Here is a 23,958-nt window from a genome sequence, read left to right as displayed (position 1 = left end):
AATAATGACTAACCAAAAATATGATTATTATTTAATTAAGCAGAAAGATGGAAGAGTTCTAAAATTTTGCTATGATAGTCATCAAGGTATATCTTATCAGATACTTATGAAACGAAGCTGGTCAGAGAAGATTAGTATTTATAAAACATGTTTGGAATATTTTTGTGTTCTTGAGGAGTGGAACGGAAAAATTCATGTTTTCTGCCAAGATATTTGTGGTGACCTTATTTTATGCACATTGAAAGAAACAGAATGGAAGTATAAAATTCTTCTTCATATGAAGTATGATGTAATCACACCTATATACATTAGCGCATTCTTTCACTTAGATGATATACACTTGTTATATAATATAGTCGATAATCATACTTATTCGGAAGTACTAATTCATCAAATAGTAAAAAATGGAATACAGAAGAGTTGCCCACAAATAATTACCCAACTAGATTATTGTTCTAAATTTTCATATTGTATTTCTCAAGATTCTAAATCTAACCTAGTTCTATTGAACACTATGTTAGTTGAAGGATACCAATTAATTTCTAAAACTTTTCATATTATTGAAGGGAGATGGGGAAAGGAAGAAGTCATATATACATCTCTCTTACCTTACATAGATTTTACTTTTTGTGTAGAAGAAAATAGAGACCACTATTTGTTTATCACTCAAGACAATAAGTTTAATAGATTGATTTACCAATATAAGGAGATAGGATTACAAAAAAATACTGTACTGTTTCAACATAAAAAAATTGATTCTTGTCTATTAATACTATCCAATAAGGTATTATGGGCTCTGTGGATTTGTGAGGATAAACTTTATGGATGTTTTTCTACAAATTATGGACAAAATTTTAGTATTACAAGGGTATACAGGCACTTTGATAAGAGATTACCTGTAAAAATATTCTATCAGGAATATTCATCAGATAATCAAGATAAATACACTTACCATGAGATATATGCACTGAACCAAAATGGAGAGGAACAATTATTTTTACATGAATCTCTAGAAGATTTAGTTGCTATAGGAGTTGATGATAACAAAAGCTTAAAAATGGAGGTGGAAAATGTAGATTATGATGTAGAAAAGTCAGGAGATTCCTTTACTAAATTGAAAATGCTTGAAATAGAAAAAGAAGAATTGCAACAAAAACTTAGGAGTTCAAAAGAAGAATCAAGAAGATTAAACAAGGCTATAGAGTATGAAAAAGAGGAAATGTCAAAGCTTAAATACCAATTTTATAAAGAAAAGGAAAAAATCAAGTTGTACACAGATGAGAATAGTAAATTAAAAGATAAAATTAGCTATTTAGAGCAAAAGTTATTATTAAAGGATAAGGAAAAAATAATAATTGAAAGAAATTTAATTGAAAGTAAAAAGGAGACAGAAAGTCTAAAACAACAATTAGATTTGCTTAAAATCCATAATTTACCAGCTTCAAAAGAAGCTTCAAAGAAAAGTCCTAATGAGAGCCCTAAACAATCAAAATTTTCCTTAATTAGATGGTTATTTGATGACGAAAATAATTAATAATGAAATTAGAAAACATAACTTGCTATGGGGAGTAATCCTAATAGCAAGTTATAAATAAATTAGGATGTCCAAATAAACCAATGTCCATTATTCCCATCTATAGACTTATCAGCATTCAACCTATCAAGTATTTCTATATCTTCGGGACTTGTGGCACATATGGCAAGCATCCCTCCTTTATTAACCTTTTCCTTCATCTTATTAAAGTTATCAGCAGTACTAATAATCTTTTTAACATTTGCCTCTAATAAGATGTAATCAAAGGAAATATCCTTAAAAATATCAGCTGTTATCTCAAAGACATGTCTTACATTAGTGCTGTATGCTTGCAAATCAGGAACATAGCGCTCATCATCTGTTACAAAAAACAATTCTGTCTCCTGGTTTCCTACTTCTCTATGCAATGTTTTAATCTTGAGTGAATTTGACCCGAAACCAGAGTTTATCCCTAACACATTTACTCTCCCTTTTTCTTTTACGGTCAATACTTCTATAAATTTAGGGTCGTAACAAAAACCGATATTCCATGCGTCTACTCCATACCTGTCAATAAATAATTTTCGACTTTTCCCAAGTGTATTTTCTTTGATTTGTGCTTCTCTTAGTGTCACACTTCCAAAATGATGACAATAGCAATCTTTTGCTAAAATCAACTTATACCCTGCACGCCTTAGTCGCAATGATACTGCATCATCAGAAAATTCGCTATATATAAAATATTTGTCAATAACCCCCACTCCCTTGGATGAAATAACAGTATCACTCCTATAAAAACTAACTGGATTACATAACCTTGTTCGCTCCTCCCATCGAATTGGGTTTGAAATATTATTTGCTTTTGCAAAAGCATTCATTTCATCAAAAGTTGAATATTTTACCGGTATTGTCTGACAATTAGATATATTAGGCGTTGTAGGAACTACCATAGCTATTTTAGGATCTGACTCAATACATTTTATTAAGTTATCTAAGTAATTTTCAGTAACTACAATATCATTTGAGATTAATAATATATATCGTCCTTCATAAATCCTTGAAACTGCACCGAATACCATATTCAAAGAATTAAGTTTCAGTTTAAATATTTTTGTAGGCGACAGGGATTCAAAATATTCATAAGTTCCATCATTAGATCCATTATCTATAAGTATTAACTCATAATTTATATAACTTGGTGTATGTTTTATAATGCTTTCAACACATTGTTTCGTATATTCTAATTTGTTATAAGCAAATACTGCAATTGAAACATCATATTTATATTTGCCAGTTTTCATACTTTTGTCAATGTAGCTATTTCTAGTCATTGGCACAAACTCTTCTTGATAATGTTTTTTTTCTTTTTCTTTATTTCCAAATACACTAGTAAAAAAATAAAAATCATAATAGAAATCTTGTAAAATTGGAATTAATTCAAATTCGATTTTTGAACAAATTTTTTCAGATCTAGTTTTCACCAATTTTAAAATATTATTAATAGAATATATGAGATTCTCACAACTTGCAGATACACTAATAAAGGCATTTTCTTGTTTTATCTGATATGCAAGAGTCTGCAATGTCTGTATCATATTTGTTGCAGACTTTTCAAGTTGTTCAAACTTTCTTGACTCTGCACAACTATTCATATATTCTGCCGCTTCAACTAATTCACTAATGATTTTAAGTACTTGAGCAATTTGTGGTTGGTCTTTAAGCATGTTGGTTATACCTCCTTTAATAACTTTCTTTACAAGTTTCACTATCCTTTGTTTGCAAAACTTTTCTTTTTTTCCTCACAATAATTCTGTTTAATTTAAATATATGACAATGAAATTTATAATATGTTTAAGTTAAAGAAGACTTTAGACTTTTTCACAGTCATAGTCGTTTATGAATATAATGCAAGTAAAACTATTTAAAATAAATTCAGTTTTTAAATAAAAACTATTAACAGTGAGGTGCAATATGAAAGTAGTTATTCTTTGCGGAGGAAAAGGAACAAGAATGAGAGAAGTCACACAATATAGGCCTAAACCTCTAGTTAGCGTAGGAAGTCACCCTATAATCTGGCACATAATGAAGTATTATTCGCACTTTGGTTTTAATGATTTTGTTCTATGTACAGGTTATAAGGGAGAGATGATAAAAGATTATTTTATGAATTTAGAGTGGATGAACAACGATATATCAATTTATATGAATAGAGATAAAAAAATAGAATATTTAACGAAAATAGAAGAAGACTGGAAAGTGACAATTATAAATACTGGGCTAGAAACCCTTACTGGGGGTAGAATAAAAAAAATACAAAAATATATTGATGAAGACAATTTTATGCTTACCTATGGAGATATTTTAAGTAATGTAGATATAAATAAACTACTAGAATGTCATTATAAGAAATCAAAGATTGCTACAATAACTGGTATAAATCCTGTATCCCCTTATGGGGTTTTACGTATAGAAAATGGTATAGTTAAAGGTTTTACTGAGAAACCAATATCACAGGATTTCATTAATGGCGGCTTCATGGTTTTAAACAAAAAAGTTTTTAATTATATTCCTGAAAAGGATTGTTTCTTTGAACAGGAACCTTTAGTAAAATTAGCAACAGAAGAACAACTGTCTATATATCACCATAAGGATTTCTGGACTGCCATAGATACCTTTAAAGATGTTGAAAGAGTAAATACTATGTGGAATGAAAAAAATAGGCCTTGGGCTGTATGGAATTAATGGGAGCGTATACAGATTTGTGTAAATCAAATCTGTATATGCTTTTTTTATGTATGTATAACTGGTATTTGTGGAATAAATAACCACAAAGGATTATGATAGGAGAAAATAAAATGAAACAATTACAAATACCAGATATAGACTTAAAGGCTGTATATCAAGCTACTAGTGAGAAAATAGCCCTAAACGGGCTTCAAACATTAGTTAATTCCCCCCAATCTTTATAAATGCAAATATTCCGAAAGTTATCTATGCGTGTAGGTTGTTTCAGTGTTTATATAACTGATATTAGTCTCTGTAGAAAATTCAATAATGCCTTTTTCACATATTCGTTTTACTACTTTATAACTAAAAGCATTATAGTTCAAAGCCCGTCCACAAGCATAATTAACAGTCTTAGCGTCATAGTTCTTTCTTAGAGAATTTTTCTTTTTAAAATTCATAATCAGAAATTTCTTTACTCTGTTTTTCATAGCTCACTTTACACTACCAACTTTAAAATATTGATAACATTTTTCTTGCATTTTATAAAGATTTAGTTTATCTTAATTATTTTATTTGTTAATTTATCATCTTTAATTTGTCTTTCAATATCATCACTATAATATATTGAACAAATAAATATTGGTTCATCATAAACTTTTAATTGTTCAGGAGATATTATCTTCACTCCAATCATACTTTCACCCTGTTTTTTTCTATCGTTATCCACAAAAGCTTTTATATTCAATTTATTTAAATTAGTATTAGCTAATAACCATGAAGTGTACATCCCCGTTCCCCATACTACCACATCTTTAAACTCAATCAACATATTTTCTAATTCAGTATTTATTCTAATGTGATTTTCTTTTGATTTTTCGATATAAGTATCAATTTCTTTTAAATAATCATCATAAATATAGTTATCTGGCAATAATTTATTATCATTCTTCTTTTTGTAAAATCCAGTTAGAACCGGATAACTTTGTTTTAAAGTTATTATATCTTCATTTTCCTTCAAACTAATGCATGAATACCCATTGATTAGTAATAAATTATTTAAAGATATATTATCAAAATGATTAATATGTTCAATATTAAAATATTGAAAAGGCAAAGTAAAATATTCAAAATACTTTAATACATTAGGCACTTCTATACATAATATGCCATCATCTTTTAGACATTCTATAACCTTTTTTATGGCGTTAGACAAATCATAAATATGCTCTAAAACATTAGATAATACAATACAATCAAATCCTCCATATTCCTTGGAAAGCTCATAAAGTTCAGATGATAAAATATTGCCTTGTAAAGCCTTTATTCCTTTATTCATTACATTACTGACACATACTTTAGATGGATCTAATCCTACAACATTTTTGTATCCTCTATTTCTTAAAGAAAACAGCAGTCCACCATTTGCACATCCTAAATCTAATATACTAGCATCCTTATTATTTAATACCTCCTCTATATGTTTTGATATATTATCAAATCTTACATTATCTCCTTCTGTTACTCCGCTTCCAGTTATTGTAGTATCACTTTCATATTTAGATAAACATTCATAATAGGTATCATAATCTTTTTGTACTGACTTACTATCCAAATATATAAAACCACACTGAATACACTTAACAATATCAAAATTGCTATCTAATAAGTAGTCATCTGGTAATATCATTTTTTGACTATGCAAAACATATCCTTTATTGCAATTACATATAGGACAAATTCTAATTAAATTTTTCTCTCTACATCTATCAATATTTTCATAGTTTCTTTTCATTTTTTACCTCTTTTCAATATTAAAAATTATTAACTTACAATCATAAACACCATTTGGAATATATTTATGTTTCAGCCTAAATTCAGCAACAATACCACGTAAAAAAGGTGTCCGATCATTCAAATCTCGAAGAACATTTATAAAGCTCTTATCATATAATCCAACGCCTGTAAAATGTTCTATTTGCTCTACTTCGGACATCCTTTTTATCAACTTATAATAACTGGAGCGTAAGAAATATATGATTTTACTTTCTTTTGCTGCTCGACTATTGCTTCACTTATTGGAACAACATCGTCTTCTTCATTTATTATTCTTCTTATACCATTCTATAGTCTTACGTACTCCTTCTTTAAATGTTACCAATGGAACAAATCCAGTATCTGCAGTAAGACTTCCTATATCTGCACAAAGAAACATGACTTGATTGGGCGGATATGGTAAATCACCTATTCCAATTTTGACACTAGGGTTAATTTGGTTAATAATTTCTGTAACTGCGTCTTTTAGCAAACATGTATTGCCACTTCCGAGGCAGTACGTTTTTCCATTAACTCCTTTTTCTCCAATTAAATAAAATGCGTTTGCTGCATCTTCACTATAGAGAAAATCCCAGATTTGCTCGCCACTAGTAAAATGCGTCTGCTCACCATTTATAAGTTTAACAATTGTTGACATTGTCAGAGAATACTCATTATCCATTGGACCATACACACTCAAAATACGAGTCCATATATGCCTCAATCCAAGTTGCTTACATAATATGCGACTCATATGTCCTGCACATAATTTCGCAATGCCATATCCATTTTCCGGAAAGGTTGGAGTATACGGTGTCAATTTTCCTTCAACTCTCCCATATTCAGCCTGCGATCCAGCACCTATAAATGTATGACACCCAAGCCGTTTTGCCAAATGTACAGCATCAAGTGTATATTGAACATTTCGATTTTGCAGGTACATGTCATTTCTAGCATCACCAAAAGTGCCTTCCCATGCAAAATGATAAAAAACATCATACTTGTTATCACTTTTTAATACAAAACTTGACATATCAGCTAAACTGCAGATCTCCTTTGTTACAAGAGGATGATCGGGTATCCTATTAGCACGCAACGAATTATTTCTATAAAGAACCAATACTTCAACATGCTTTTTTATAAAATATGAAATCAATGCCATTCCAATAGAACCAGTTGCACCTGATATAACTACTTTTTTTAATGATGCCATATTGAGGCAGCTCCTTTCATTTAACTATATTAAATCTAAATTTTTATTTTCAGCATATTCTGTTTTATCAAGGAACGGGAACATATCATCCATATATGGTGAAACGATTTTTCCATCCGGCAACACCTTTGACGATAGTTTTGGCTCAAAGTTCTGTGATGGGTCAATAATCACCTCACAGATTACAGGTCCTTCAATATCTAACATTTTTCTTACTAAGGTTCTCACTTCATTTATATTGTTGATTTTTATATATGGTATACCATAAGCCCATGCAATTTTATTCATGTCAGGGAAACTTACACCGTTCTCATCGCAGACGCCCACAAGTGGTGGATCAAACAGATTATTCTGAGTTTGTCTTATGGAAAGATATCCATCATTATTTAAATATAATATTTTAATGTTCATTTTGTTATAAACAACAGTTTGTAATTCTTGAATATTCATTTGAAAACTACCATCACCATCTATACAAATTACTCGTTTTCCATCAGTTCCAGTACATCCACCTAATGCTGCTGGAAACCCATATCCCATTGAAGCACATCCTGAATTAGTAAAAATACGCTGCCCTCTTTTTATTTTAGCTGCTTGAAAAGTAATAACACATGCACTTCCATTGCCAGTTATAATATTTTCTCCTTCTTCTAACTCTTCAAATAGCTCATTAATAAATGCATATGGATTTACTGGATTTATCTTTTCATAGTATTTTGGTAATACTGCAGGATACTTTGCATTTATATTCCTGCACCATTTAAGCCATCTCGAGTGTGATTCCTCTTCAGCTTTGTAGTCAGAATCTACAATATCAACCATTAAGTCTTTAACATTCGCCCATACAGGTAAATCTGGCTTGATTGTCGGTTTCTTCAATTCATTTTTGTCAATATCCACTATAATTTTATATGCATTTTTAGCGTAATTCCTATAGTTATAACTAATTTGTCTTATATTAAGTCTACATCCAAGAACAAAAATAAGATCGCTGTTTTCAACAATAAAGTTACCTCCACGGGTTCCTATTGTTCCTGGGCGTCCACAAAACAATGGATGGTCATCCCATAACAAGTCGTGCGCATTCCATGCTGTTGTAACTGGAATTTTAAGTTTTTCGATAAGCGAAATAAATTCATCATATGCACTTCCAAGACGAATGCCTGAACCAGCTATAATTACAGGTCTTTTGGCTTGTTTGATTTTCTCAAGTATCTTACTTGTTAGGTTTTTATCATAAACTGGGTTTTCAATCGGAATTTCATTAGAAGAGAACCCTACCAGATCATCTGTTTCAACAATAGCAGCTTGAACATCTAGTGGAACATCTAACCACACTGGTCCTCCTCGTCCATTTAATGCGAGATAAAGTGCTTTTTCCAAATGATATCTTATTTCTAATGGTTCTGTTATCATATGTGCATATTTAGTCATCGATGAAACAGAAGCTACTATATTATATTCTTGATCCCCAAGCTGCCTAAGTGGAACCTCTGTTGACCACGTTGTTGTTTCTCTTTTAACCTGTCCAGATACAACAAACATTGGAATAGAATCAAGCCAACCTCCTAGCACCCCAGTAATTGCATTTGTACCACCAGGCCCACTAGTAACACAAATTAATGCTAACTTTCCTGTTAATCTTGTATAACCTTCTGCTGCAATTGAAGCTGCTTGTTCATTATGATTATAAATACAATGTAACTTATGATGATGACCAAATGCATCATTCAAATGCATTGCTCCTCCTCCAGTTATCGTAAATACATGTTTAATCCCATTCGCAACCATAAAATCAGCTATATATTTTGCTACTTTTATTTTCATTTCTCCCCTCCTTCTATATGAAACTCTTAATTTCATATACATTATCTGCAGAATACAAACCTCAAACTATAATAATTTTATATTCATTTTTCTATTCTTTGATATTACTTAAGAATGTTAGAAACAAAGCTAATTGCCTGCTTTATCTCCTTTTTTTCTAAATCATGATAGACTTTTAATTGCATATTACCATATAATAGAACTGCTGTTAAATTGTCATTAATCTGCTTCTTGTCTTTACGCATGGCATCTACTATTTTATCCAAATTAAATGAAGTTTGAAGTAAATCAACATTAATTATTTTTTTAATTATTGTTTCTATCCTAGTAACTATATCTTCTTTTAACAATCCACGTTCAAAGGAAATACGATTTGCAACAAGTGTTCCAATAGCAACAGCTGTTCCATGAGGTATCATATAATTACTTACAGCTTCGAATGCGTGTCCAAAAGTATGAGCGAAGTTAAGATGAATACGAATTCCTTTATCAAATTCATCCTCTTCTATAAAACCTTTCTTAAATATTAGTGATTTCTCAACAAACTCGTCTAATGTTTCTTTATTACGTGCTAATAATTGCTCAATATTATTCTCTATTTTTGTTATCCCCTGTTCTCCATACATTATATTAAACTTAACTATTTCTCCTAATCCACTCTTAAAATCATAATCCGATAATGTATTAAAAAATTGAGAACAAATATATATTTGATCTGGTGGATAAAACGTTCCTAATAAGTTTTTATATTGCTTATAATTTAATGATGTTTTACCACCAATGCAGCTGTCACATGAAGCTAAAAGCGTTGTAGGTACAAAGGTCCAGCTTATTCCTCGGTATAAAATATTTGCAACAAATCCTGTAATATCCTGTACAATTCCTCCTCCAAAAGATAACAAATGCACGTTTCTCTTAGCAGGAATTTTTGTCATAACTTCGCATATACTCAAAGCAGATTCAATAGTTTTATTTGTTTCAATAGCTTCTATAATATATATTTTCTCCTTCTGAATATCTTGAAACAAAATGCGGTAATATAAATTATACAAATTTCTATCAATCACAAATAATGCGTTTTCCTTCTTTTTCAACATTTCAACAAACTTAAAATCCTTCTCAATATTAACTATATACTCTTTTGTACTTGATTTAATAATCATTTTCCAGTAAAACCTCCATCTACTACTAACTTTTGACCAGTAATATACGTGTTAGTTTCATGTCCTAAAAAGAAAACTGCTTCTGCTATTTCTTTTGGTTCAGCCATTCTTCCAATTGGAATATTCTTTACTATTTCAACAATTGCATCTGGAGAATTGTTCTTCTTAGTCATTTCAGTGAGCGTAAATCCAGGGCATACTGTATTCACTAGAATATTATGAGCTGCCAGCTCTACAGATAATGTGTTAGTCACTCCATGAATTCCATTTTTTGTAGCACTATAGATAGTCCTGCCTTCCTTTGATACTACTGCCCAAATAGAGCCTATATTTACAATTCTTCCATACTTATTTTCTTTCATTTTTCTAACAAATCCTCTAATCAGTTTTATTGGAGTTATAAGATTAACAGCCATCATTCTATCAATTTCATCATCTTTTATTTGATCAATAATATTTATGTCATTGCAGCCTGCATTATTAATAATAGTGTCAAAATATATATCCTTATAATCATTAATAAATTCTTTTATAGATGCTGAATCCTCCAAATTAAGTTCCACACGAGCAGGTGCTGTTACTTGGTATCCATTCGCTGCAAATTTCTCAGCTATAGCTTTTCCAATTCCTCTGCTCCCACCTGTAATCAAAACTCTTCTCATTAAGTCTCCTTTCCATAATCTAACACAATTTTTTAGTTCTTCATCTGTACATCTATAATCACATATCATATTTTTTCATGATCATATCTCATAATATGAACTTGTAACAAACTCAACATTTATTCTTTTTTTATAATCACTTAGAAAAATCTTTGCATAATTGTTAAGATATTGTGCCTTTTCTTTAGCAAAACTGTATTCCATGTTTGTATTAAAATAGTTCATTTCACTTTCTGAATATCCATCGAAACCAGCAAATCCTATATTTTTAACACCAGCTTTTTCAAGAGCCTTTAACAACATAATAAAAGAATTATCTGGAATTTCAGTTTCTTTATCAATAAGTGAACTATAATTTAACACATAAGAAAAACTTCCATTTGTTTTAGTCACATTAGAAGTGGCTATTGTCTTTAATGTCCTGTAATTATCCTCGCTTAATTTTGTTGCCATCTGAACGTATCTTTTTGAATTTGTTATGAACAAATATTGTGGTGTATAAGCACTACATATATAGTTAATGGAAATGATAATAGGATTTTGTGCATTTATATAGTTTTTTATCTTATCTACATCTGATGCAATGCTCTTCCCCGGACCTATAAGCAATACTAATCTATCCCTAAGCTCAATTTCTAAAGCTTTTATTGCATCAGTATCATCACACTCATTGCGTTGATAATCAAGATATAATGCTTCAATATAGTTTTTGTTATAAAGCAATTTTTTCTCCTTATCAATGCATTTTAATATTTCATTGATTGATTTAATTGATAGTGTTCGTTTATTTAACAGGTACGATACATAATTTGGATGACACTTATTTGCCGCCGAAATATAATAGAATAAATTATAGCCCCAAGGTATCTTATTATATATCTCAATAATGTTAATTTCTATTGCTTCCAACATCTGATTAATGTCATAGCTCTTTTCAAAATTTTCGTTCATATACATACTTATAAGTTCTATAGGTGTATTGCCTGCACTTTTTCCCATACCATAAAGAGTTCCATCAACTAAAATTGTACGATTTACATTCTTATTCAAAACCTCAATGCAGTTGGCATATCCCATTTGAAAGTTATTATGTGCATGATATCCAAGACATATTTGAGGGTTAAGATTCGTATCCATAATATCGAAAATATGAATTAAGTTATCCTGATGCAAGAGCCCATAAGTGTCTACCATTGATATAGCATAAGGCTCCAAATCATTTACAAGTCCTATAAGTTCAAGCAATTCTTCATCATTGTAGCTTGTTATTGAAACAGCTTGTGTAAATACCTTATATCCAAGTGTCTTAATCTGTTTACAAAAATTAATGGCTTCATGCATAATATGCTTTTTAAATATAACCCTAATACCATCAAGATATCCCTCATTGCATGGCTGTATATGCTCAATAGAACATGTTCCATAATCAATCATTCCTACTACCATTGCATTTCCCTTATCAATATTTCCGTATATTCTCTTGACAGATGCAGTGTCCGGCATTATGCTGCGGTTTATATCGAAATCTCTCCGCTCATCCAAAAAACCAACTTCAATTACATCAATACCGGAACTTACTAACCGCTCAAGTATGCTTGTCATAGTATCGTGCCCAAATTCCCAGTCATTCAAATATCCACCATCACGAAGCGTACAGTCTAAAAGTTTCAATTTACTCATGTAATTTTCTCCTCTTTTTACGATCTAAAGATTTTCTTTAAGTTTCTTGTAGTCTTACCTAAATACCTAATATTGGCTAAGAAAATCCTTCAAACACTTAACCATATAATCTAATTTTTCATTATCAATTCCTGGATATACTCCTATAAAAAAAGTATTGTGCAATACCTGATCTGAATATTTCATCTCTCCTGATATTTTACATTCAATATTCTTATATCCTGGATGTTTTAATATATTACCTGCAAATAGGGAACGAGTTTCTATTAGTTTATTTTCTAAATAAATTACAAAATCTCTCTTTGTAAATTTTGCATTTTCTCTTACTGTAAGAGGAAATGCAAACCAAGCTGGATCTGATTTAGGTAATGATTTAGGTAATATCAATCTATCTTCATACTTTTTAAGACAGTCATATAATATTTTAAAATTATATCTTCTTCTTTTGGTAAACTCAGTAAGTTTTTCAAGCTGTTCTATACCCATGCTGCATTGAATGTCCAGTGGCTTTAAATTATAACCTATATTACTATGGACATATTTGTGATCATAACCTTCTGGAAATCCCTCAAACTTAAAATCAAACCTATGTCCACATGCACCATTAGGATTTGCTTCACCAGTCTGACAAAAGCATGCTCTTCCCCAATCTCTTAAGGAAACTGCATTTCTGTAAAGCTCTGTGGAGTTAGTACAAACAGCTCCACCTTCACCCATAGTAATATGATGAGCTGGATAAAAACTGAAAGTAGAAATATCCCCAAAGGTCCCACAATGTTTTCCATCATATTTTGAATCTAATGCATCGCAGGTATCTTCAACAACATAAAGATTATATTTTTTTGCTATTGCCATTATTTTATCCATTTCTGCTGGGTTGCCAAGCATGTGTGTAAGCACAATTGCTCTTGTTTTTTTTGATATTGCATTCTCAATTTTAGAAGCATCTATATTATAAGTATCTTCTTCTATGTCCACAAATACAGGAATAAGACTATTTTGAATTATTGGTGCTACCGTTGTCGGAAAAGCCATAGCAGTTGTTATAACTTCTTCGCCTTTTTTAATAGGATTGTCTATATTAGGCGAACATAATGCACCTATAGAAACTAAATTCGCAGAAGATCCTGAATTTACAACCAAACAATTTTTTATACCTAAATATTCTTTTAGTTTGTCACAAAATTCCTTACCCTTAGGTCCTAGTGTAAGCCAGAAATCTAAAACCGAATCAACTACAGCCATCATTTCTTTTTCATCAAAAACACGACCTGAATAATGAATTCTAGTTTTTCCTGGAATAAATTCTTCTTTTTCTTTTCTTAAGTTATATACTTCTTTAACTCTTTCAAGTATTTCTTTTCTTAAAATACTCTCATCTTTCATTTTTATCCCCCTCAAAGTATATATCTAAAATCAAATATTTTTTTATTATTTAATTTATTATCATTTTTAAATTCATCCCATTTAGTCAATATAACAAATTTATCAGCTTTATTTACAATATCTTCAATATTTTCTGCATACTCGATTGGTAATTTAAATGCTATTTTAAAGTTCTCATTTGCAATAGGATCATAAGCTATTATTTTATTATGTCCCCTTTTAATCATCTCCTCTATTATATCCTTTGCAGGGCTTTCCCTAATATCATCCGAATTAGACTTAAATGAAAGTCCGAGTACTCCTATATATTCATCTTCTTTAATTTCTGAAATAACCCTATCTACAATATGCTTTTTTATGATTTTATTTACATATATTACACTTTTTAAAAGTTCTGCTTTAAAACCTAATTTCTCTGATAATGAATACAAAGCCTTTGTATCTTTTGGAAGGCAATATCCGCCGAATCCACACCCTGGAAAAACATAAGTCGATATATTAGCAGGTGATCCAGACCACCTTCTATCAAGATGTAAAATTTCAAAAGCATTTTTTATATCTATATCTCCAATTTCATAAGCAATCATAGATAGTTCATTAGAAAAACTTATCATAGAGGCCAATAAAGTATTAGATAAATATTTAATATATTCTGCAGTATTTAAAGAAACTCTAAAAATTGGGCAATTAAAAATTTTATAGAGTTTTTCAACTTCCTTTCCTGTTTCATCATCAAATTGTCCTATAACTATTCTATCTGGATTTATAAAATCCCACCATGCACAACCTTCTCTTAAAAACTCTGGATTATTAGCAAGTCCTATATTCTTTCCAACTTCAAATCCACATTTTTCAATAAAGGGAGCAATTTTAGCCGAGGTAGTAGAAGGAGGTACAGTAGACTTCACTATGAATATTTTTGAATCTACTTTTTTTATAATTTTCAAAGTATCCTGCACTGCATTTAAAATATAAGTTAAATCTGCATTTCCCTCTTCATCACTAGGGGTACCTACACAATAAAATATATATTTGCTATTTTGAACTGCTTCTTCTAGGTTATTTGATACTAAAAAGTTTTTATTTAAATTTCTGTTTAATACTTCTTCTAGATTTTCCTCATAAAAAGGAACTTTACCATCTTTAATTAACCTTGTTTTCTCCTTATTTATATCATATCCATAAACCTTGTAGCCTTTCTCGCTAAATCCCAGAGCAGTAGTTAAACCAACAAATCCTAAGCCAACTACTGTAATCACAAATATCACTCCTCTGAATAACTTTCTTCTTTATTAAATTTTATAAACTTTAAAAATCTCTCAACTCCTTCTTCAACATAAATTGATGGATTATAATCAAGCAGTTTCCTTGCTTTACCTATAACAGGACATCTCCTTGAAGGGTTGTTTATTAAATACTCCTTGTCACTAGCCACTTCAAATTTAATATTTATACTATGCCCAAAAATTTCTTTTGCTTTTTTCCTGTAAATTTCAGCAAGTTCTTTTATCGAAATTTCTGGTGTATCTATACCTATATTGAAATAATCAAATTTTCCATGAGTTAAAACTTTTAGATATCCTATTATGGCATCAGCTATATAACAGAAAGTCCTTGTAGGATTTCCATCTGAATACATAACTATATCTTTATTTTCAGAAACAGCTTTTGCAAAATCTGCTGGTACTCTTTTATCATTTAATCTCATACCAGGTCCATAATTATTAAAGGGTCTTGCTATGGTTATTGGTAAATTATATTGTTTTGCAAATAAATAACATATAGTTTCACCAAATCTCTTAGCTTCATCATAACAAGCTCTTGGCCCAAGCATTGAAACATTCCCATTATATTCCTCAGGTGTTGGAATAAAGTTTGGAAAAGGGTCACCATATATTTCACTACTTGAAAAAAATAAGAATCCCTTTATTTCCTTATCTTTATAAAGGTTCAGAAGTCTTCTAAGCCCCCAAACATTAGCATCCAGTGTTTCTATAGGATATTTCCTATAAAAAACAGGAGATGCTATAGATGCCATGTGAATTATAAAGTCATATTGGCAGTCATCTCCTGTTTTTTCTATGTTATCCTTTGTTATATCAAAGTCATATATTTTTATATCTTTATTTTCATTTAATATCTGATAAAGCCAGGGTGCTTTTCCAAGTTTAAAATTATCTAACCCTGTCACGGACTCAATACCAAGTTCCTCCTTTTTATTTAAGAAAAAATTCATAAAATAATAACCTAAAAACCCAGCACAACCAGTTATTAAGATTTTACTTTTTTTAAATTTGTTCTTTTCCGCTTGTGATAAATTATTGTATATATACTGCATATCTTCTAGTACAATCTTGTTTTTTATCATAAAAAATTATTTAGCCTCCAATCCCTAATTATTGCTTTTACATGTACAGTTCCATAATTTTTTAAAAAGCTCTACTAAATATTTATATTCAGTATTGTTATATTTTATTACATTCCACAATAACCTTGAAACAACTTTTATACAATAAATATACTTAATAATCCGCACATAAAAATAAAATCCGAACTAATTGAAAACAAATTAGTTCAGATTTTATTTTGTGCTATCATTTAAAAACGGGTGTTTTTGTTTTTTTTCCTTAGCTAAGTTTATTTGATTTTCCACTAATCTATGCTGCAAATCTATCATTTTATATTTAGCCGATTGAACTTGAAACTTATATTCTTTATTTTCAGCTTTAAGCTCTGCATTTTCCTTTATATATTTCTGAGCTGTTTCTTGAGTTAGTTCTAATTCCTTTGTTAGCTTTTCTATATCTTGCTTCTTTTGTTCCAAGTGCTGATTATTAGAATTGCTTTTTAACTTTAGCTGAAGTTCATCGTTATATTCTTCCATATGCTTAAGTTGCTTCTTTAAAGAGTCTATTTGTTCCATATAACTTTTTTGAGCTTTCTCCATTTGATTTACTTTATTAACAAGTTCCTCATATTCTTTCTGTCTTTTAAGCATATCGTCAACTACATTTACAGCAGAAAGAATAGCTGCAGATGACGTGCTTAATTTGGCATTATTATCCATTATGTTTTTCACTTTTTTGTCTACATAACTAGCCACTTTATGTAAATACTCTTCTTGTTCATCACCTTTTAAGTTATATTCAATTCCATTTATCTTAACTGTTACTATATTCATGTAAACACCCTCTTAGATACTAACTCTTTATTCCAAATTTTTATAACTTTATTCTATCATAAAATCCATATGTATTAAACATTTTATTTTAACTTAGATATAATAAAAAGCAGTATGCTACGCTTTATTTAGTTCATACTACTTTTTATCATAACTTCTATGTTTTTTCTCTTATCTTAGTTGAGCTCCAAGTCTACTTTCTAGGGTTCTAACTATCTTATCATGAACTTTATTCACATCTGCATCAGTTAAAGTTCTATTTTCTACTCTATAAACCATAGAATATGCTATACTTTTCTTTCCTTCTGGGATTTGCTCTCCCTTATATACATCAAACAATTTAATATTCTCTAATATATTTCCACCTTGTTTCCACATTATATCTTCTATATCCTGTACAAGCACTGCATCATCAATTAGTATTGCCATGTCTCTCGTTACAGCTGGAAACTTAGGGAGAGGCTTGTATTTCTTGTCTAAATTTGAATATTTGTATAATATATCAAGATTTAGCTCTGCAATATAACATCTTTCCTCTACTCCATAATTTTCTGCTACATCTGGATGTATTTCTCCTAATGTACCAACAAAATCTTTCTTTATATAAAGTGCTGCTGTTTTACCTGGATGGAAACTTGGGTTTTCACTTTCTCTTTTAATAGAAGCTTTATCAATTCCCAATGCTTCTAGTATATTTTCAACTACTCCTTTTATATGGAAATAATCAACATCGCCATATAATCCGATAGTTACTAAGTTTCTTTCTTCTGGAAGTTTGTTTAAATCTTCGTTTGGTATATAAACCCTTCCCATTTCAAACAATCTGGCATACTCATTGTTTCTTGAATAGTTTCTTGCAAGTGCCTCCATCATAGATGGGATAGTAGTAGTTCTCATTATACTATAATCTTCACCTAATGGATTCTTTATAGCTACCGCATTTCTGAGAATATCATTCTCTGGCAAAAGTATTTTATCAAATACCTTTCTACTTACAAAAGAATATCCTATTGATTGATTTATACCACTTCCTATTAATGCTTCTATTACTTTATCGTCTAAATGTTGTTTCTTACTTTTTCCCCCTCTCATGCTAACACTTTGTATAAGTGTTATAGGAATATTGTTATAACCATATATTCTTGCCACCTCTTCAGCTATATCTTCTTTTATATTAATATCAGCTCTAAAAGTAGGTACATTTATAAATAAAGTATCATCTTTTATTTCTGTACATAATTCCAATCTGTCTAAATAATCCTTCATATCCTCTTTACTAATATCTGTTCCAAGAAACTTATTTACCCATTTGTAATCTACTTCTAAAGAATGAGGTTGACGTCTTTCTGGATATACATCTACTGTTCCATCCATTATTTCTCCTGCACCTAACTCTTCTACAAGATTACATGCTCTATCAATCGCAATTTGGGCCAAGTTAGGGTCTAGATCTTTTTCAAATCTTGAAGAAGCCTCAGTTCTTAGTCCTAGTCTTTGAGAAGAAACTCTTATATTTGTTCCATCAAAAGTAGCAGATTCAAATATTATATAAGAAGTATCATCTTTAACTTCAGAATCTAAACCTCCCATTATTCCGGCAAGGCCTATAGTTGTTTCTCCATTTTTTATATTTAACATATTTGAAGTCAATATTCTTTCCTGACCATCCAATGTAGTAAACTTTTCTCCATCCTTTGCTCTTTCAACCACTATGGTCTTTGATGTTATTTCTCTGGAATCAAATGCATGCATTGGCTGTCCAAGCTCTAACATAACAAAGTTTGTTATATCTACTATATTATTTATTGGTCTTACTCCGGCTTCCAAAAGTTTGTCTTGCATCCATCCTGGTGATGGCTGTATTTTAATATTTTTTACTCCTTTAGCCATATATCTTCTACATAGGCTGTCTCTTACTTCAACTTTTATTTCATTTTCAATATTATCCTTACAACCTACTTTATAGCTTAATTTAGGCATTTTATAAGTTTTATTTAATGTTGCAGCAGTTTCTCTTGCTATGCCTACTACACTTAAACAATCTGGTCTATTTGATGTTATCTCAAAATCTATTATTGCACTTGTCATATCTAAAACTTCTTTTATGTCTTTTCCAATAGGCGTATCTTGTGGTAATATCATAAGACCATGTACAGGCTCATCTCCTGCTATCCCAAGTTCCTCTTCAGAACAGAACATCCCATTTGAAACTACACCTCTAAGTTTACCCTTCTTTATTTTTAAACCTCCAGCAAGGGTAGATCCATGAAGAGCAACAGGTACTACATCTTGTTCTTTCATATTAGTTGCACCTGTAACAATTTGAACAGGTTCAGCTTCCCCTATATCTGCTAGACATACTGATAATTTATCAGCATCAGGATGTTTTTCTATCTTTATTAATTTACCTGTAACAACATTTTCTATTTCATCACCTGTTGTTATAACTTCTTCAACTTTAGAACCACTTAAAGTCAATCTGTCACCTAACTCCTTTGGTGCAATATCTATATCAACATAATCTTTTAACCATTTAACTGGAACTTTCATTTAGAAATCCTCCTTCTCTATTTAAAATTGATAATATTAGAATTGATTTAAGAATCTCATATCACTTTCATAAAGCTGTCTTATATCATCTAATCCATACTTAAGCATAACCATTCTGTCTACTCCCATTCCAAATGCAAAACCACTGTAAACTTCAGGGTCTATTCCACAATTTCTTAGAACTTGCGGATGTACCATTCCACAACCTAGAAGTTCAATCCATCCTTCTCCCTTACATACTCTGCATCCTTTTCCACCACATACAAAGCATGTAGCATCCATTTCTGCTGAAGGCTCTGTAAATGGGAAATGGTGTGGTCTAAACTTAGTTATTACCTCTTCTCCTAACATCTTCTTTGCAAATAATTCTAATGTTCCCTTTAAATCAGCGAAAGTTATTCCCTTATCTACAACCAATCCTTCAAATTGATAAAATATTGGTGAGTGAGTAGCATCAGCTGCATCTGAACGATAAACTTTACCTGGTGACACCATTTTTATTGGTGGCTTTTGATTTTCCATAGTTCTTACCTGAATCGGTGAAGTTTGAGTTCTCAAAACTATATTATCATTTATATAAAAAGTATCTTGTTCTCCTCTTGCTGGATGATTTTTAGGTATATTTAAAGCTTCAAAATTATAATAATCAAGCTCTACTTCTGGACCTTCCTCTATAGTGAAACCCATAGATATAAATGTTTCCTTCATTTGGTCTAATGTTTGTTCTAAAGGATGTCTCTTACCTAAATTTTGTTTTATACCTGGCATTGAAATATCAATTATTTCATTTTGAAGTTTAGCATTCTTTTCTTTATTTTTTGATTCTCTTGAGTATTCCTCTAAAGCACCTTCTATATCTGCTCTTACTTCATTTGCCATCTTTCCAACTAGAGGTCTTTCTTCAGCAGATAATGCACCCATACCTCTTAATATCTGTGTTAACTCTCCTTTTTTTCCGAGATATTTAACTCTAATGTTTTCAAGTTCACCACTATTCTTAGCGCTTTTTAGTTCTTCAAGAGCACTATTTTTTATAGCTTCTAAATTTTCTTTCATTTTTTATTCTCCTTTCAATTGTTCTTTTAAAAAAACAAAAAAGTTCGTCCCTAACAAGGGACGAACTTATATCCGCGTTACCACCCAAGTTGATATTATTAAAATAAATAATATCCTCTCTAATAAATTATCGGTTTTAACCGCTAACTGCTAACTTATCTTCACAATTAGAACTCCGAAGCGAACTTCAACATATAAGCTTTTAAGAAGGCTTTCAGCCTTGACCCTCTATCTCTAAAAAAGCTGCATATATTTACTCTCTTCATCATAGTATTATATGTAATTTTATATTTTTTTATTTTACCTTTATACTCATAAAATGTCAATGCTAATTTGAAATTAATTTTTGTCTTACAGCCTCAAACATCATAATAGATGCTGCTACGGAAACATTTAAGGATTCTGCACCACCAGGCATTGGAATTTTCACTTTAATATCTGCTATATCAATTAATTCAGTACTTATACCATTTCCTTCGTTTCCTACTGCTATTATTACTTTATTATTTAAATCTATATCATAAAAACTTTTATCTGTATCTAATGAACTAACAATTAATCTAAATCCATTGTCTCTTAAGTTCTTTATACTTTTCAAATTATCATCATGTATTACAGGTATATGAAAAATTGATCCCATGGTCGCTCTTAAAGTTTTTTCGTTATATATGTCAACAGTACCCTTTGTTATAACGATTCCTAATGCTCCTGATGCATGTGCTGTTCTTATTATTGTCCCCATATTTCCTGGATCTTGAACTTTATCTGCTAATACATAAAATCCCTGTTTATTTTCTACCTTTATGTTTTTATTATTTACTACTGCAACAACTCCTTGAGGAGTATCTGTACTACTTATAAACTTTAATACTTTATCTGTAACTAAATATACTTCACTGTTTTTTTGCAGCTTATCTTCCATATCAAAGCTTTTCCATTTATCTAAAGCACCTTCACTTATAAATAGTAAAGAAACCTCAAATTTAGATTGTAAAGCTTCTTCAACAAATCTAAATCCCTCAATCAGAAATCTATTACTTTCCGTTCTATATTTTTTTTCCTTTAATTTTTTCACTTCCTTAATTAGGGAATTATCTTTACTCTGAATGATTTCCAAATCATATACACTCCTATCCGCCTATAACATCTAATTTATTTAAATGCTTATACTTACCAATTGCCACTATTATATCACCTTTTAAAATTTTGTAATCAGGAGTAGGCGCTATATTAATATCATCACTTCTCTTTATTGCTACTATGTTTATACCATAACTTGCTCTCAAATTTAATTGTTCTAAAGTTTTATCATTCCATTGTTCACTAGGTATGATTTCTGCAATACCATATTCTGATGATAAATCAATGTAATCTAAAATGCTGCTTGAAACCATATCTTGAGCCACTCTTATTCCTGTATCCCTTTCTGGAAAGACTACTTTATCAGCCCCTATTTTATATAAAATTTTTGCATGAACATTAGTATTTGCTTTTGCAATCACATACTTTACTCCTAATTCTTTAGCTAATAAAGTTGCCATAATGCTATCTTCCATATTCACTCCTATTCCTATAACTGCTACATCAAAATTGCTTATACCTAAAGATTTTAAGCTATCTTCATCTGTAGCATTAGTGCTAATTGCATGGGTTACATACTCGGATATCTCTTGAATTATTTTCTCATTTGAATCTATTGCTAAAACGTCATTGTTTAATTCATACAAAGTCTTAGCAACAGCAGTTCCAAATCGTCCAAGGCCTATCACAACATATTGTTTTTTGTCCATAAGTTTCACCCTCTATCCAATTAAAATTTTATCTTCAGGATACTTTATTGTTCCTGGAATAGTTTTTTGTGCTAAAGATAATGCTAAAGTTAGAGTTCCAATCCTCCCCGCATACATAATAAGGCTTACTATTATCTTACTTGGCACACTTAAATGTGGGGTTAATCCAAGAGTTAATCCTACAGTTCCAAATGCTGAAATCACCTCATAGAGTATATATTCTAATGATGCTGGTTTCTCAATCATACATAGAATGATTGTTCCTATCATAACAACACCTATACCCAATACAGTAACTACAAGTGCTCTATAAACAATCTCTTTTCCAATTCTTCTCTCATATACTTCTGCGTCTCCTCTACCTTTTATAACTGACACGACTGTAATGATTAATAATGCTGCAGTTGTAGTTTTTATTCCTCCTGCCGTAGATCCAGGTGAGCCTCCAATAAACATAAGAAGCATAGTTAAGAATATACCTTCTCCACTCATATCTGCAGTAGAAATAGAGTTAAATCCAGCAGTTCTTGGAACTACTGATGCAACTATTGATGATAAAACTTTTCCCTTCATTTGCATATTACCTATAGTTTTCGGGTTATCCATTTCAAACAAAAACATTAAAACAGTTCCTACCACAATAAGAAATATAGTTGATATTATGACCAATTTTGAATGCAATGAAATTTTCCTTTTATTTTTAAAATAATATATTTCCTGCCATACAAAAAATCCAAGGCCGCCTATAACAATTAGTGCACTTATAGTAAGCAGTATAACTGCATTGTCTGAATAAGGAGTTAAGCTTCTAAAACCACCTATTATGTCTATACCTGCATTACAAAACGCTGAAACAGAATGAAAAATTCCATAATATATGCCTTTGGCCCAACCAAGTTCTGGAACAAATTGCGTTGCTAGTATAGCCGCGCCTGCAGCTTCTACTCCAAAGGTAAAAATCAACAAATACTTTGACATTTTTACTAAACCTTGAATTGTAAAAGAGTTAAGTGATTGCTGTATAACGAGCCTCTCTTTTAATGTGATTTTTCTTCCCATCAATAATGCAATTAAAGTGGCTATAGACATAAAACCTAATCCACCTATCTGTATTAGCATCAATATAACAATCTGCCCGAAATAACTCCAGTATGTTCCTGTATCTAAAGTTACCAATCCTGTAACACAAGTAGCAGAAGTTGATATAAATATACAATCAATAAGATTAGTATAAGCACTCCTTTTAGATGATATCGGCAAACATAATAATACTGCTCCAATTATAATTACTATTATAAATCCTATTGCTAGTATTTGAATTTCATTAACTCTAAAATATTTGTTAAATTTTATTCTCACATTAAATACCCCTTTTTATATGTATTTATAAATTCACTA

Annotated in this window: 20 protein-coding genes and 1 other annotated feature; of the genes, 2 read left to right on the top strand and 18 right to left on the bottom strand. The window is 30.5% G+C overall.

What is annotated here, in order from left to right:
* The first annotated feature begins 4 nt into the window (after positions 1-4).
* Positions 5-1,534, top strand: a complete 1,530-nt coding sequence (locus tag I6U48_RS07775; RefSeq protein WP_218319846.1) for a hypothetical protein — start codon at positions 5-7, stop codon at positions 1,532-1,534.
* Positions 1,535-1,596: 62 nt separating this feature from the next.
* On the opposite strand, the gene I6U48_RS07770 is transcribed toward I6U48_RS07775, so the two are convergent.
* Positions 1,597-3,237 (bottom strand): glycosyltransferase, encoded by a 1,641-nt coding sequence (locus tag I6U48_RS07770; RefSeq protein WP_218319845.1) that lies wholly within the window; start codon positions 3,235-3,237, stop codon positions 1,597-1,599.
* 247 nt (positions 3,238-3,484) lie between these two features.
* Here I6U48_RS07770 and rfbF point away from each other — a divergent pair, with 247 nt between their 5' ends.
* The gene (rfbF, locus tag I6U48_RS07765; protein WP_218319844.1) at positions 3,485-4,255 is read left to right on the top strand and encodes a glucose-1-phosphate cytidylyltransferase; all 771 of its coding nucleotides are present in this window, start codon (positions 3,485-3,487) and stop codon (positions 4,253-4,255) included.
* Between the two features lie 245 nt (positions 4,256-4,500).
* On the opposite strand, the gene I6U48_RS07760 is transcribed toward rfbF, so the two are convergent.
* The 17 genes from I6U48_RS07760 to I6U48_RS07680 all read right to left on the bottom strand — a co-directional run bounded on the left by I6U48_RS07760 (position 4,501) and on the right by I6U48_RS07680 (position 23,919).
* Positions 4,501-4,728, bottom strand: coding sequence for a hypothetical protein (locus I6U48_RS07760; protein WP_218319843.1), 228 nt, complete (start codon positions 4,726-4,728; stop codon positions 4,501-4,503).
* Between the two features lie 62 nt (positions 4,729-4,790).
* Positions 4,791-6,032, bottom strand: coding sequence for a class I SAM-dependent methyltransferase (locus I6U48_RS07755; protein ID WP_218319842.1), 1,242 nt, complete (start codon positions 6,030-6,032; stop codon positions 4,791-4,793).
* Between the two features lie 3 nt (positions 6,033-6,035).
* Complete coding sequence (locus tag I6U48_RS07750; RefSeq protein ID WP_446681751.1) at positions 6,036-6,233, bottom strand: glycosyltransferase family protein; 198 nt, start codon at positions 6,231-6,233, stop codon at positions 6,036-6,038.
* 102 nt (positions 6,234-6,335) lie between these two features.
* Complete coding sequence (locus I6U48_RS07745) at positions 6,336-7,265, bottom strand: NAD-dependent epimerase/dehydratase family protein (RefSeq protein ID WP_218319841.1); 930 nt, start codon at positions 7,263-7,265, stop codon at positions 6,336-6,338.
* A gap of 24 nt (positions 7,266-7,289) precedes the next feature.
* Positions 7,290-9,092: a thiamine pyrophosphate-binding protein gene (locus I6U48_RS07740; RefSeq protein ID WP_218319840.1), complete on the bottom strand. Its 1,803-nt coding sequence runs from the start codon at positions 9,090-9,092 to the stop codon at positions 7,290-7,292.
* Between the two features lie 104 nt (positions 9,093-9,196).
* On the bottom strand, positions 9,197-10,255 hold the full coding sequence (locus I6U48_RS07735) for an AroB-related putative sugar phosphate phospholyase (cyclizing) (RefSeq protein ID WP_218319839.1): 1,059 nt from the start codon (positions 10,253-10,255) through the stop codon (positions 9,197-9,199).
* A complete protein-coding gene (locus I6U48_RS07730; RefSeq protein WP_218319838.1) occupies positions 10,252-10,917 on the bottom strand; it encodes an SDR family NAD(P)-dependent oxidoreductase in 666 nt (221 codons plus the stop codon). The genes I6U48_RS07735 and I6U48_RS07730 overlap by 4 nt, the downstream gene beginning before the upstream one ends.
* An 81-nt stretch (positions 10,918-10,998) precedes the next feature.
* On the bottom strand, positions 10,999-12,597 hold the full coding sequence (locus tag I6U48_RS07725; protein WP_218319837.1) for an aldolase catalytic domain-containing protein: 1,599 nt from the start codon (positions 12,595-12,597) through the stop codon (positions 10,999-11,001).
* A gap of 66 nt (positions 12,598-12,663) precedes the next feature.
* The gene (gene rfbH, locus I6U48_RS07720) at positions 12,664-13,983 is read right to left on the bottom strand and encodes a lipopolysaccharide biosynthesis protein RfbH (protein ID WP_218319836.1); all 1,320 of its coding nucleotides are present in this window, start codon (positions 13,981-13,983) and stop codon (positions 12,664-12,666) included.
* Between the two features lie 11 nt (positions 13,984-13,994).
* Positions 13,995-15,242, bottom strand: coding sequence for a UDP-glucose dehydrogenase family protein (locus tag I6U48_RS07715; RefSeq protein ID WP_312890928.1), 1,248 nt, complete (start codon positions 15,240-15,242; stop codon positions 13,995-13,997).
* Positions 15,243-15,247: 5 nt separating this feature from the next.
* Positions 15,248-16,351: an NAD-dependent epimerase/dehydratase family protein gene (locus I6U48_RS07710; protein ID WP_218319834.1), complete on the bottom strand. Its 1,104-nt coding sequence runs from the start codon at positions 16,349-16,351 to the stop codon at positions 15,248-15,250.
* A gap of 213 nt (positions 16,352-16,564) precedes the next feature.
* Positions 16,565-17,164, bottom strand: coding sequence for a cell division protein ZapA (locus I6U48_RS07705; RefSeq protein ID WP_218319833.1), 600 nt, complete (start codon positions 17,162-17,164; stop codon positions 16,565-16,567).
* Between the two features lie 171 nt (positions 17,165-17,335).
* Positions 17,336-19,714, bottom strand: coding sequence for a phenylalanine--tRNA ligase subunit beta (gene pheT, locus I6U48_RS07700; RefSeq protein WP_218319832.1), 2,379 nt, complete (start codon positions 19,712-19,714; stop codon positions 17,336-17,338).
* 36 nt (positions 19,715-19,750) lie between these two features.
* Positions 19,751-20,770, bottom strand: coding sequence for a phenylalanine--tRNA ligase subunit alpha (gene pheS, locus I6U48_RS07695; RefSeq protein WP_218319831.1), 1,020 nt, complete (start codon positions 20,768-20,770; stop codon positions 19,751-19,753).
* Positions 20,771-20,823: 53 nt separating this feature from the next.
* Positions 20,824-21,048 (bottom strand) — a binding site (T-box leader).
* Between the two features lie 50 nt (positions 21,049-21,098).
* A complete protein-coding gene (locus tag I6U48_RS07690; protein WP_218319830.1) occupies positions 21,099-21,887 on the bottom strand; it encodes a TrmH family RNA methyltransferase in 789 nt (262 codons plus the stop codon).
* Positions 21,888-21,900: 13 nt separating this feature from the next.
* Complete coding sequence (locus I6U48_RS07685) at positions 21,901-22,560, bottom strand: potassium channel family protein (protein WP_218319829.1); 660 nt, start codon at positions 22,558-22,560, stop codon at positions 21,901-21,903.
* Between the two features lie 12 nt (positions 22,561-22,572).
* On the bottom strand, positions 22,573-23,919 hold the full coding sequence (locus I6U48_RS07680; RefSeq protein WP_218319828.1) for a TrkH family potassium uptake protein: 1,347 nt from the start codon (positions 23,917-23,919) through the stop codon (positions 22,573-22,575).
* Positions 23,920-23,958: the final 39 nt, after the last annotated feature.

It is taken from the genome of Clostridium thailandense (genome assembly GCF_019207025.1).
GTDB lineage: Bacteria > Bacillota > Clostridia > Clostridiales > Clostridiaceae > Clostridium_AM > Clostridium_AM thailandense.
This window is presented reverse-complemented; position numbering and strand designations above follow the sequence as displayed.